Source organism: Faecalibacterium sp. AF27-11BH (assembly GCF_003603005.1).
GTDB classification, from domain to species: Bacteria; Bacillota; Clostridia; order Oscillospirales; family Ruminococcaceae; genus Faecalibacterium; species Faecalibacterium taiwanense.
The window spans coordinates 426,770-439,107 of record NZ_QVGS01000001.1; the positions used below are offsets into that span (position 1 = coordinate 426,770).

Annotated in this window: 13 protein-coding genes; 11 read left to right on the forward strand and 2 right to left on the reverse strand. The window is 59.4% G+C overall.

All coding sequences use genetic code 11. The features are described from left to right. The first annotated feature begins 29 nt into the window (after nt 1-29). Genes rlmN through DWY76_RS01955 form a run of 5 tightly spaced genes read left to right on the forward strand, consistent with a single transcriptional unit; the run spans nt 30 to nt 5,272 of the window. Complete coding sequence (rlmN, locus tag DWY76_RS01935) at nt 30-1,070, forward strand: 23S rRNA (adenine(2503)-C(2))-methyltransferase RlmN (protein WP_005940261.1); 1,041 nt, start codon at nt 30-32, stop codon at nt 1,068-1,070. A 19-nt stretch (nt 1,071-1,089) separates the two neighbouring features. Then, entirely contained in the window at nt 1,090-1,830 is a 741-nt protein-coding gene (locus DWY76_RS01940) for a Stp1/IreP family PP2C-type Ser/Thr phosphatase (protein ID WP_120079537.1), read from the forward strand. After that, entirely contained in the window at nt 1,830-3,728 is a 1,899-nt protein-coding gene (gene pknB, locus DWY76_RS01945) for a Stk1 family PASTA domain-containing Ser/Thr kinase (protein WP_097774858.1), read from the forward strand. Before DWY76_RS01940 ends, pknB begins: the two co-directional genes overlap by 1 nt. An 11-nt stretch (nt 3,729-3,739) precedes the next feature. Continuing rightward, on the forward strand, nt 3,740-4,618 hold the full coding sequence (gene rsgA, locus DWY76_RS01950; RefSeq protein ID WP_120079539.1) for a ribosome small subunit-dependent GTPase A: 879 nt from the start codon (nt 3,740-3,742) through the stop codon (nt 4,616-4,618). Between the two features lie 18 nt (nt 4,619-4,636). Further along, nucleotides 4,637-5,272 carry a thiamine diphosphokinase gene (locus tag DWY76_RS01955; protein ID WP_044953453.1) on the forward strand — a complete coding sequence of 212 codons (636 nt, stop codon included), beginning with the start codon at nt 4,637-4,639 and terminating at the stop codon, nt 5,270-5,272. A 209-nt stretch (nt 5,273-5,481) separates the two neighbouring features. On the opposite strand, the gene DWY76_RS01960 is transcribed toward DWY76_RS01955, so the two are convergent. Further along, on the reverse strand, nt 5,482-6,603 hold the full coding sequence (locus DWY76_RS01960) for a cysteine desulfurase family protein (RefSeq protein ID WP_120079541.1): 1,122 nt from the start codon (nt 6,601-6,603) through the stop codon (nt 5,482-5,484). A gap of 394 nt (nt 6,604-6,997) precedes the next feature. On the opposite strand from DWY76_RS01960, the gene DWY76_RS01965 reads away from it, so the two are divergent. The 5 genes from DWY76_RS01965 (at nt 6,998) to DWY76_RS01985 (ending at nt 11,151) form a co-directional block, all read left to right on the forward strand. Then, nucleotides 6,998-8,359, forward strand: a complete 1,362-nt coding sequence (locus DWY76_RS01965) for a uracil-xanthine permease family protein (RefSeq protein ID WP_120079543.1) — start codon at nt 6,998-7,000, stop codon at nt 8,357-8,359. Between the two features lie 287 nt (nt 8,360-8,646). Beyond that, complete coding sequence (locus tag DWY76_RS01970; RefSeq protein ID WP_005926148.1) at nt 8,647-9,198, forward strand: NADH peroxidase; 552 nt, start codon at nt 8,647-8,649, stop codon at nt 9,196-9,198. Between the two features lie 158 nt (nt 9,199-9,356). Further along, entirely contained in the window at nt 9,357-10,127 is a 771-nt protein-coding gene (locus tag DWY76_RS01975; protein WP_120079545.1) for a heparan-alpha-glucosaminide N-acetyltransferase, read from the forward strand. A 151-nt stretch (nt 10,128-10,278) separates the two neighbouring features. Further along, nucleotides 10,279-10,695, forward strand: a complete 417-nt coding sequence (locus DWY76_RS01980; RefSeq protein WP_005940293.1) for a flavodoxin — start codon at nt 10,279-10,281, stop codon at nt 10,693-10,695. Between the two features lie 297 nt (nt 10,696-10,992). Continuing rightward, a complete protein-coding gene (locus DWY76_RS01985; RefSeq protein WP_005940302.1) occupies nt 10,993-11,151 on the forward strand; it encodes a DUF1540 domain-containing protein in 159 nt (52 codons plus the stop codon). A gap of 66 nt (nt 11,152-11,217) precedes the next feature. Here the strand turns inward: DWY76_RS01985 and DWY76_RS01990 are convergent, their stop codons facing one another. Then, on the reverse strand, nt 11,218-11,832 hold the full coding sequence (locus DWY76_RS01990; RefSeq protein ID WP_120079547.1) for an HAD family phosphatase: 615 nt from the start codon (nt 11,830-11,832) through the stop codon (nt 11,218-11,220). 130 nt (nt 11,833-11,962) lie between these two features. On the opposite strand from DWY76_RS01990, the gene DWY76_RS01995 reads away from it, so the two are divergent. Further along, a complete protein-coding gene (locus DWY76_RS01995; RefSeq protein WP_120079549.1) occupies nt 11,963-12,262 on the forward strand; it encodes a YlmC/YmxH family sporulation protein in 300 nt (99 codons plus the stop codon). The last annotated feature ends 76 nt before the right edge of the window (nt 12,263-12,338 follow it).

The window sequence follows — 12,338 nt, forward strand, 5'->3', positions numbered from 1 at the left end:
TTGTTCGTAAAAAACAATAGGAGAACACAATGGAACAAAAACGCTGTATCTCTTCCTTTACGCTGGCAGAGCTGACCGCCGAACTGAAAGCGATGGGTCAGCCGGGCTTCCGGGCAAAGCAGATCTTCCACTGGGTGCACCAGAAGCTGGTCACCGAGTTTTCTGCCATGACCGACCAGCCCAAGACCCTGCTGGCAAAGCTGGAAGAAAGCTTCTACATTGCCGCGCCCAAGATCGAGCGCAGGCAGGAAGCAAAGGACGGCACGGTAAAATATCTGCTGCGCATGGCGGACGGCAACTGCATCGAGACCGTCGTGATGCGCTACCACTACGGCAACACGGTGTGTGTGTCCACGCAGGTGGGCTGCCGCATGGGCTGCCGCTTCTGCGCGTCCACCCAGGCGGGCCGCGTGCGCGATCTGGAAGCAGGCGAGATCTGCTCTGAGATCTACACCGCCCAGAAGGATATCGGGGAGCGCATTTCCCACATCGTGCTCATGGGCATTGGCGAACCGCTGGATAACTTTGACGAAGTGATGAAGTTTCTGGAGAACATCACCTCGCCCGAGGGCGTGAACATCGGGATGCGCAACATCAGCCTTTCTACCTGCGGTCTGGTGCCCAAGATCGACCAGCTGGCCGAGAAAAAGCTGCAGCTGACCCTCTCGGTGTCGCTGCACGCACCCAACAATGAAATTCGCAGCGGCATGATGCCGGTGAACGATGCCTATCCCGTGGAAGTGCTGATGCAGGCCGTGCGCCGCTATCAGGACACCACCGGCCGCCGCGTGAGCTTTGAATATTCCATGGTGCGCGGTGTCAATGATTCCGATGCCTGCGCCAGACAGCTGGCAAACCTGATCCGGGGCATGGGTGCCCATGTGAACCTGATCCCCATCAACCCGGTGGACGGCAGCCCGTACTCGGCCACCGATGCAGCCAACGTGCACCGATTCCAGCAGAAGCTGGAGAGCCTTGGCGTGAACGCTACGGTGCGCCGCCGCCTTGGCAGCGAGATCAGCGCCGCATGCGGCCAGCTGCGCCGTGACGAAATGAACGGGAAAGCGTAAATATTAAAGGGAGAAGCCTATGAAACTTGCAGGAAAAACGGATGTCGGCAGGGTCCGGCAGGATAATCAGGACGATTATCGCGCAGGAGAACTGCCCGGCGATGCCGCATGGCTGCTGGTATGCGACGGCATGGGCGGTGCACGCGGCGGCAGGGAAGCCAGCCAGAGCGCGTGCGATGTGATCGAGCGCTGCTTTCAGGAGCAGTATGCTTCCAAGTGCCTGCCCGGCGAAGAGGAGACCTTTTTGAAAAAGAGCCTGCTCAGCGCCAACCGCTTTGTGTTCCAGAAGGCCCTGCGTGAGGAATCGCTGGCGGGCATGGGCACCACGGCTGTGTGCGCACTGGTGCGCGGCGGCAAGGTGTTCCTGTGTCATGCAGGCGACTCGCGGGCGTACCTGTACCGGGACGGCAGGCTTGCCCAGCTCACCCACGACCACTCCTATGTGCAGGAGCTGGTGGACTGCGGCACCATTACTGTGGAGGAAGCCGAGCACCACCCTCAGAAGAACATCATCACCAAGGCGCTGGGCGTGGACTACCGGCTGGACTCGGAGTTCACCACCGCACCGCTGCAGAAAGGGGATATCCTGCTGCTGTGCTCGGACGGCCTGACCAATGCCGTGCCCAGAGAACAGCTGGAACAGCTGCTGCGCACCGGCAGGTTCTACGACCTGCCGGACCTTCTGATCCGCACGGCCAACGAGAACGGCGGCCCGGATAACATCACCGCGCTGCTGCTGTGTGTGGAGGAGGTGCGCTGATGGACAACCTGATCGGCAAAAAGCTGGACGGCCTGTATGAGGTGCGGGAGCTGATCGGTTCCGGCGGCATGGCAAACGTCTACAAGGCGGTCATGCTGGGGCACAACGGCCCGGTGCCTGCCGGTACCGTGGTGGCGGTAAAGGTGCTGCGGCAGGAGTATATGCACGACCCGGACCTTGTGCGCCGCTTTAAAAATGAATCCAAGGCCATCTCGCTGCTGAACCACCCCAACATCGTAAAAGTGTACGATGTATCGGTGAATGATGATCTGCAGTATATCGTGATGGAATATGTGGACGGCATGACATTGCGCGAGTACCTTAACCAGCGCGGCGGCAGGCTGACCAACCGGGAGACCGTGCATTTCATCTCCCAGATCTTAAAGGCGCTGGAACATGCCCACGCCAACGGTGTGGTGCACCGGGACATCAAGCCCCAGAACATCATGCTTTTGGACAACGGCCAGCTGCGCATGATGGATTTTGGCATTGCGCGCATCTCCCGTGCCGAGAACCAGCTGCTGAGCGGCAAGGCCATGGGCAGCGTGCACTATATCAGCCCGGAGCAGGCCAAGGGCGATGAGACCGACTGCACCAGCGATATCTACTCGGTGGGCGTGATGATGTACGAGATGCTCAGCGGTCATCTGCCCTTTGATGCAGACGACATGGTGGAAGTTGCCATCAAGCAGATCTCCGATCAGCCGAAGTCTTTGCACGAGATCGCGCCGGAGGTGCCGAATGCACTGGTGGAGATCACCGAAAAGGCCATGGCAAAGCTGCCGCAGAACCGCTACGCATCCGCCCGCGAAATGCTGGATGCGCTGGACACCTACGTGCACAACCCCTCCGTGATGTTCGAGTACAAGTATATTACAGAAGATGCTCCCGAAAAGGTGGTGAAACGTACCATGAACCAGAACCGTGCAAACCGTCAGGCCGAAAAGCCTGCGCCCCGCGGCAAAAAGGCCGCACCGCGCCAGAAAAAGCGCACCATCTTCCTGCCGGCACTGTTCGGCATTACCATTGCATTTGCACTGGCGTGCCTTGCGCTGTGCTGGATGATCCTGAACGATTCCTCCAACCTGATGAACAACAAGGCCGATATCACGCTGGGCGATTATATCGGCATGACGCAGGACGAGGCTGCTGCCACCGAGCAGGTGGTCTCCGGCCAGATCAGCGTTACCTGGGAGCAGGAGTACAACAGTAACTATGCGGCGGGCTATATCTATAAGCAGTCGCCGGTGTCCGGCCGCACGGTGCGCGAGGGCCAGAATGTGACCCTGACTGTGAGCCTTGGCACCCAGTACGTTACCGTGCCGGACCTGACCAACTATGTGCAGGCCGATGCAGAGCAGCAGCTCAAGGAGCTGGGTGTCTCGGTGCTGGTAACGCAGGCTGTGGATACCTCTGTGGCATCCGGCGCGGTGATCCGCACCGACCCGGCGGCGGGCAGTCAGGTGGCTGCAGGCAGCACTGTGGTGATGTATATCAGCCGCCCGCAGGTGGCAACCACCACCAAGGTGCCCTCGCTGACCGGCATGAGCACCGCTGATGCCCGCACCCTGCTGGTGCAGAACCATCTGGGCCTTGGCAGCCAGACCGAGCAGTACAGCGACCAGCCGGTGGGTACTGTCATCAGTCAGAACCCGGCGGCAGGCTCTACCACAAAGCTGAACGGCCGCGTGAACATTGTGGTAAGCGCAGGGCCGGAGCCTGCACCGGAACCGGAAGCACCCAGCGACAGCACCACCGGCGGCGACTGGTGGAGCGGCCTGTTTGGCAGCAGCTCCTCTTCTTCCAGCACCGAGACCGGCACCGAACAGGGCACAGCGGGCAGCGGCGACCCTTCGCAGAAACCGCTGACCGACTGGTGGTCCTCGCTGCTGAGCTGACGGAGGCGTGCATGAAGGGATATATCACAAAGGGCATCGGCGGCTTTTACTATGTAAAAACGCCGGAGGGCATTGTGGAATGCAAGCCCCGCGGCATTTTCCGCAAACAGAAGATCACGCCGGTGGCGGGCGATGAGGTGACGCTGGAGACCGAGAACGGTGCAGCCGTCATTGCCGAGATCGCACCGCGCAAAAATGTGTTCGTGCGGCCTCCGATGGCAAATCTGGATGTGCTGTTCCTTGTGGCCAGCACCACCCAGCCCACGCCCAGCACGCTGGTGCTGGATAAGCTTGCCGCCATTGCGGTGGACAAGGGCGTGCAGCCGGTGATCGTGTGCACCAAGGGCGACTTGGCCGAGGCGGAATTCCTGCGTAAGGCCTACGAAAAATCGACCCTGCCGTTCATCCGCATCGATTACAAGACCGGCGGCGGGCTGGACGAGGTGAAGCAGTGGATCAGCGGCAGGCTGTGTGCGTTCTGCGGCAACTCCGGCGTGGGAAAATCCACCCTTTTGAACCATCTGCTGCCGGAAGCAGAGCGCGAGACCAGTGCCATCAGCCAGAAGCTGGGCCGCGGCCGCCACACCACCCGTGAGGTGACGATCTTTGAAGCCTTTGGCGGGCGCATTGCGGATACGCCGGGCTTTGCCAGTCTGGAAGCAAACCGCGCCGGGTTCATCCCCAAGGAAAATCTGGAGCATGCGTTCCCGGAGTTCGGGCCTTATCTGGGCCAGTGCCAGTTCACCGGCTGCTCCCACCGCAGCGAAAAAGGCTGTGCCGTGCGCGCCGCACTGGCCGAGGGCAGACTCTCCCAGACCCGGTACGACAGCTACTGCGCCATGTACGAGGAAGTTAAGGACGTGAAGGATTGGCAGCGCCCGAAAGTATAAAGGATAAGGAAGAGATTCATGTCACGCTGTGTGATCATTTCGGCCTGCCCGGTTTCTCCGGAGCTGGCAGAGGCCCTGCGGCCGGACGACTTTATCATTGCCTGTGATGCAGGCTACCGCAACTGCGCACCTCTGGGGCGTAGACCCAACATCATCGTGGGCGACTTTGACACCGCCCCCTGCCCGGAACAGCAGGACGACGATATCATCGTGCTGCCCCATGTGAAGGACGATACCGACACCGAGTATGCCGCAAAGCTGGTCTCGGAAAAGGGCTTTGACGAGGTGCTGCTGCTGGGCGGCCTTGGCGGCAGACGGGTGGAACACACCCTTGCAAACCTGTGCACCGGCCTTGGGCTGGAACAGCGCGGTGTGCGCACCACCCTGCTGGATGAGCGCAGCCGCATCACCTACGTGATGCCCGGCGAGACCCGCCGCTACCCGAAGGAGAAGTACTTCTTCTTCTCGGCCTTCCCGATGGAGGGCAGGGCGCAGGGCGTGTGCGAGCGCGGCTCCTACTATGAGCTGACCGATGCGGAACTGACCGCCAGCTACCCGCTGGGCGTCAGCAACGAGTACGCTGCCGGGTCGGACTGCATCACCATCTCCACCCGCAGCGGTGCGCTGGTGGTGGTGGAGACCATCGCAGACTGAGCGCTGCTGCCCTTGCCGGAACATTCCGGCCCCTGCCTGCATAGGATGGGCCAGAAAACGGAAAGGCGGGGAGCATATGCAGGTAGTTGTGATCCGAAGCCCCAAGGCGCTGCGCGGCATTCTGCGCAGACTGTTCGGCATTCAAAAACAGTAAAAAAGATCCCCTCGCTGCTGGTCGGCGGGGGGATCTTGCTTCATAATACTCCTTTTTATTGCGTCAGGGCGTTGTAACAGGCATCGAACGCCTGCATAAAATCAGTGATCTCCTGTTCCGTGGTCAGGTGGCTCAGGCTGATGCGCCACGAGGACAGCGCGTTGCGCCGGTCATGGCTCACGGCAAACACGGCGCGGGAGGGCAGGCCGTCCGAAGAGCAGGCCGATTTGACCGAGACGCATACGCCCTGGGCATCCAGCTCCCGCTGGAACACGGTGCCCTTCACGTTCTGTACGCTCAGGTTTAAAATCTGCGGCACGGCAGTGTCCGGGCTGTTGATGCGCACCTTGGGGTATTGGGCAAGCCCGGTGCGCAGGCGGGCGTTCAGGGCGCGGATGTGCTCCACCCGGGCGGGCAGCTCGCTCACTGCCTTTTCCAGTGCCAGCGCCAGCGAACAGGCCAGCGCTACTGTAGGGGTGCCGCTGCGGTAGAGGGTGGTGCTCTCGCCGCCATGGATGAGCGGCTCCAGCGCAAGGCCGCGCCGCTTGACCAGCACACCGATGCCGTTCAGCCCGTAGAACTTGTGGGCGGTCAGGCTCATGGTGTCGATGCCTTCAAAGCTGACCGGCAGCTTGCCCACGGCCTGTGTGGCATCCACATGGAAGTGGCAGTGGGGGCAGTCCTTCAACATTTCCGCGATCTCGGCCACCGGCTGCACCACGCCCAGCTCACTGTCCACGGCAGTGACGGCCACCAGAATGGTGTCCGGGCGCAGCAGTTCTTTCAGGTGGGCAAGGTCCACCGTGCCGTCCTGCCGGATGTCCACAAGGTCGATCTCGTATCCCTGCTCCTGCAGGGCGGTCAGGCTGCCGCTCACCGAGGAGTGCTCCAGCGGGGTGGAAATGATGTGTCTGCCATGGTGGCGCTCCAGCCGGGCGATGCTCTTGATGGCAAAGTTGTTGGCCTCGCTGGCACCGGATGTATAGATGATCTCGGCGGGCTGCACATTCAGACTGCGGGCAATGCTCTGGGTGGCGGCATCGATGGCAGCCTTTGCGGCAGTGCCTGCTGCGTGGCGGGAATTGGCATTGCCCGGGCAATTGCGCTCCACCTCGCAAAAGCGCTGTAAAACCGCTTCGTCTACCGGGGTATTGGCGGAATAATCCAGATAGATCATAAACTCTCCTGATAATTCTCTTATAATACAGATTGCAATGGTAGGTTATATTATAGTGCGCTTTGGGCCGGATTGCAAGAGAAGCGGCGCAAACTTCCGGGCTGGAAATACAGGAGAATTAAGCAAAATAGTTGCGCGGCGGCAAAAAGTCTGCTATAATCTCTGGAAGGACTGCCCGCTGCGGCCTTTTGCGGGGCTTTTGGCGGCGGTTTGGAAAGAGCCTGAATGAAAGGGGGAGCGCACCATGCTGCACAAGAATCATCGACTGCGCTGTATTGCACTTCTCATTTCCGGGCGGGATCATTGTTCCCAAATTTCAGGGGCATTGCCGTTTTGCTGACGGCGGTGCCTCTTTTTTTGGGGCTGCGAGTTCTGTAGGAGGCAGAAAAACTTCATGAGCGAAAAGATCGATTACTCCAAAGGCATTTACGACGCGCGCCAGCTGGGCGCAGGCCGCATGTTCATTCTGGGCGTGCAGCACATGTTTGCCATGTTCGGCGCAACGGTGCTGGTGCCGCTGCTCACCGGCCTGAGCGTTTCCACCACCCTGCTGTGCGCAGGTCTGGGCACCCTGCTGTTCCACCTCATTACCAAAAAGAAGGTGCCTGCATTCCTCGGCTCCTCCTTTGCGTATCTGGGCGGCTTCTCCATCGTGGCCCCCATGCTGGCAGATGCAGACGGCAACCTGACCGTTGCCAACACCAAGATGCTGCCCTACGCCTGCGCCGCCGTCGCATTTTCCGGTCTGGTGTATCTGGTGGCCAGCGTGCTGATCTCCACCTTCGGCATCCGCCGCATCATGCGGTTCTTCCCGCCGGTGGTCACTGGCCCCATTATCATTTCTATCGGCCTGATCCTGGCCCCCTCTGCTATCAACAACTGCCAGTCCAACTGGCTGCTGGCCTTTGTGGCACTGGGTGTCGTGATCGTGTGCAACATCTGGGGCAAAGGCATGGTCAAGATCCTGCCCATCCTCATCGGTGTTCTGGTGTCCTACGCAGTGGCACTGGTGACCGGTGCAGTGGACTTCCAGCGCATTTCTGAGGCTGCATGGGTGGGCATCCCTCTGCACAAGGAGGCCATGGGCCTGTTTGCCATCGACGGCAGCCCGGAGTTCATCAGCGCACTGTTCACCATCATCCCCATTGCACTGGCAACCATGATGGAGCATGTGGGCGATATCGCCGCCATCAGCGCAACCGTGGGCCACAACTATATCAACGACCCCGGCCTGAACCGCACCCTGCTGGGCGACGGCCTTGCAACCACCATGGCCGGCCTGCTGGGCGGCCCGGCCAATACCACCTACGGCGAGAACACCGGCGTGCTGGCTCTGAGCAAGATCTACGATCCGCTGGTCATCCGCATTGCGGCTGTCCTGGCCATCATCCTGAGCTTCAGCCCCAAGTTTGAGGCTGTCATCAACACTATCCCCACCGGCATCATCGGCGGCATCAGCTTTGTGCTGTATGGCATGATCTCCGCCATCGGTGTGCGCAATGTGGTGGAGAACCGCGTGGACTTTACCAACAGCCGCAACCTGATCGTGGCCGCTGTCATTCTGGTGTGCGCACTGGGCTTCAACTCTGTGGGCGGTGTCAGCTTTGCCGTTGCAGGTGTCACCATCAACCTGTCCGGTCTGGCTGTGGCTGCGATCGCAGGCATCCTGCTGAACGCTGTCCTGCCCGGCAACGACTACGAGTTTGATGCTGCCGACGGCTCCGAAGCCGCTACCAGCAGCAACCTGCAGGTCTGATCTCCCATAGAAGAAGGAAGAACAAGGCAGAAGCCGTCCTGTGTGTGCAGGGCGGCTTTGCTGTTTTTAAGGTGCACAGGGCAAAGCACACAGTTTTTGAGGATGGTTTTTAGTGACCCTGCCGGAATTTATCTGTAAGGCAAAATAAATAGGAATTATTCTTAAAATTATCCTTGACTAACTAGGAATTATTCGCTATAATAGAGCCATGACAAGGGCCGGTGAGTACCAACACCGCCCAGCCTGTTTTCTAACTGATATAAAAAGAATGATGGAGGTCTATTCTTATGAAGAAGTACGTTTGCACCGTTTGTGGTTATATTGCTGAAGGCGAGATCCCGGCACAGTGCCCCGTCTGCAAGGCTCCTGCTTCCGCTTTTGTGGAGAAGACCGGCAACACCTACGTGACCGAGCATGTTGTGGGCATCGGCAAGGCTGAGGGCGTGCCTCAGGAGATCGTGGACGGCCTGCGCGCAAACTTTGAGGGTGAGTGCAGCGAGGTCGGCATGTATCTGGCAATGGCTCGTGTGGCTGAGCGCGAGGGCTACCCCGAGATCGCTGAGGCTTACAAGCGCTATGCCTACGAGGAAGCAGACCACGCATCCCGCTTTGCAGAGCTGCTGGGCGAAGTTGTTACCGACAGCACCAAGAAGAACCTGATGATGCGTGCCGAGGCCGAGTGCGGCGCATGTGCAGGCAAGATGGATCTGGCCAAGAAGGCAAAGGCCCTGAATCTGGATGCCATCCACGACACCGTTCACGAGATGGCAAAGGACGAGGCCCGTCACGGCCGCGGCTTTGAGGGCCTGCTGAAGCGCTACTTCAACACCGAAGTCTGATAAGGTTTCCCCGGTTATCCATTCTGACCGCTGCATGGCTTTGCCGCTGTGCAGCGGTTTTTTTGTTCAACCTACGGAACGGTTCCGTTGACAGGCACAGCGGCGGCGGGTTATAATTTATCTCGTGTTAAATGAAGTGCGAAAGGGGAGACGGGGAAATGAAAAACGGACACACCACCCGGCAAAAGGCCCCGGCGGGCCGCTACGCCCTGCTGGACGAGCTGCGCGGGCTGGATCTGGTCAGCATGATGCTGTACCATGCCTGCTGGGACATGATGTTCCTGTTCGGCATCTGGATGGACTGGTATATCGGCTGGCCGGGGCGGCTGTGGCAGCAGAGCATCTGCTGGGTGTTCATCCTGCTGTCCGGCTTCTGCGTGCCGCTGGGACACCGCACCCTGAAGCGCGGCGCACAGGTGTTTGCTGCCGGGGCACTGGTCACGGTGGTGACGCTGGTCTTCATGCCGGAGGACCGGGTGGTGTTCGGTGTGCTGACCTTTCTGGGCAGCGCCATGCTGCTCACCGGTGTGCTGGAACCGCTGCTGAAAAAGATCCCGCCCGCCGCAGGGCTGGCGGTTTCGGCGGTGCTGTTTGCACTGACTTATCATCTGGACGAGCGTTGGCTCGGCTTCGGCGGGCTGCGCCTTGCGCTGCCGGATGCATGGTACGCGAATTACTTTACAGCGTTTTTCGGCTTTCTGCCCTTCGATTTTTATTCCACCGATTATTTTGCCCTGCTGCCGTGGCTGTTTTTGTTCTGGGCAGGGTACTTTCTGCACGGCGTGGTGGGCCGGGCGCGGATGGAACCGCTGCGCCGTTCGGTCTGCCCGGCACTGGGCTGGATGGGGCGGCACTCGCTTTTGCTGTATCTGCTGCACCAGCCGGTGATCTACGGCGTACTTTCGGCCGCGGCAGTTCTTTTTGCATAAAAGGCTTGACACAGCCGGGAAGCTGTGGTATTCTATCGATGGTTAGAAGATACTAACCGAATGGGGATGCGTCTGCGTGGTTGGACGCATTTTCATGGAACATAAAGTTAGATATATCTAACTAATATTGATTTGAGAGAGGACGATCTTTATGAGCAAAGTAGCAGTCGTATTCTGGAGCGCAACCGGCAACACTGAGACCATGGCAAACTGTGTGGCAGAGGGTGCAAACGGCACCATCGTGCCCTGCAGCGAGATGAACGCCGCAAAGCTGGCTGAGTTTGATGCAGTGGCTTTTGGCTGCCCCGCAATGGGTGCTGAGCAGCTGGAGGAGAGCGAGTTCGAGCCGATGTTCTCTGATCTGGAGGGTTCTCTGAACGGCAAGAAGATCGCCCTGTTCGGCTCCTACGGCTGGGGTGACGGCCAGTGGATGCGTGACTGGGTGGAGCGTGCTCAGGGCGACGGTGCACAGGTGCTGAACGGTGAGGGCCTGATCTGCAATGAGGCCCCGGACGATGATGTTCAGGCTGCATGCCGCAAGCTGGGTGCAGATCTGGCTGCATGGTAAACAGGGGACAGCAGACGGAAAGGTCTGCGCTCCTGCCGCTTTGGTTTCAGAAGGCGGTGTATATGGCAGTGGCTGCAGCAATTGGTGTTACGGTAGGCTTTGCATTTTTGCGCCGTGCGGTGCGCCGCGCTGCAATGCGGTCGGACCGTAGAAAAAAATAAGGCAGCAGGAGGCCCCGTCCCATGCAGGATCCCCCGAAGAATTTGGATCAGAAGCACGAAGCGAAAAAGGCTGGCTGAATTTTCCAGAATAAATACCCTGCCCGCAGGCCATACTGTGGACAGAGAGGTGATAAATATGGAAAACATCGGCGTTACCTGTGATGTCTGCGAGTGCAGCCACAATGTGAGCGGCTGCAAGTGCGACCTGCCTCAGATCAAAGTGACCGAGCAGTGCACCTGCGATACGCAGCAGGTGGAGACCCCGCACTACTGCCAGAGCTACGAGAAAAAGTAATTCCCAAAGCAGCAAAACAGCTCCTGCCAGAGCATTTCCGGCAGGAGCTGTTTTGGGTCACGGAGGTCAGCGCAGGGCCACATTGCAGGTGGCAAGGCTGCGGATCAGGGTGCCCACGCTCTCCTTCATCCGGATGCCCACGAAGCCCAGCGCGAATGCGGCCTGCACATTGGCCAGATTGTCGTCGATGAACACGCACTCGCTGGCCTTCAGGCCGTATTGATCCAGCAGGGCCTGATAGATGCGGGGGTCGGGCTTGTTGATGTGCACCTCGCAGGAGGCTACGCCGCCGTCAAAGCGGTCCAGCACGCCGCGCTCCTTGAGCAGGGCCAGCACGTCCTCCGGGATGTTGCTGAGATAGTACACGCTGTAGCCATGGTTCTTCAGGCGGCGCACCAGCTCCTGCATCCGGCGGCGCGGGCGCAGGATGTGCAGCCAGTCGTCCAGCACGCCCTGCACCTCAAACTCGCGCCCGGCGGCCTTGGCGTTGCGCAGCATGGCCTGATTGCCGTCAAAGCGGGAGACAAGCCCCGCATCCAGCTGCTTCCACTCCTCGCTGCCAAAGGTCAGGTCGTACACCTGCTCTTCGATCTCTTCATTGCAAATGCGGTCTACCAGATAGGCGCGGGGGGCAAAATCCACCATGACACCGCCCAGATCAAACACGATGCTTTTATACATTTAAAATTTCCTCTGTTTCTCATGGAATGCTCTGCCCACAGTATACCACAATCTGCCATGCGGTTTCCACTGCTTTTTGCATGATGTGCCCGGCGGCTGCATAAGCTGTGGCAGAAAGGGGAGAAGGGCATTGACCATCCGGGAACTGTGTGAAAAAGAGGTGGTGCAGCTGGAGCAGGGGGTCTGCCTTGGCCGGGCCGACGACCTGACCTTTGACCCTGCCACCGCCCGGCTGCAGAGCCTGATCCTGCTGGGGCGGCCAAGGCTGTTCGGACTGCTTGGCCGGGACGATAGCCTGACCATTCCATGGCAGGAGATCGAGACCATTGGCACGGATGCGGTGCTGGTGCACACGGCCTTGCCGCAAACGCCGCCGCAGCCGGAACAGCTCAAATGGTGGCAAAAGCTGCGCGTGAAGCTGGGTTTGTAAATTTTTTGCAAAAACAGGGTGGACTTTTTTGTGGAAGTGACTATAATAATCGCAGAAGCTTTGTGCAAAAAGCGTA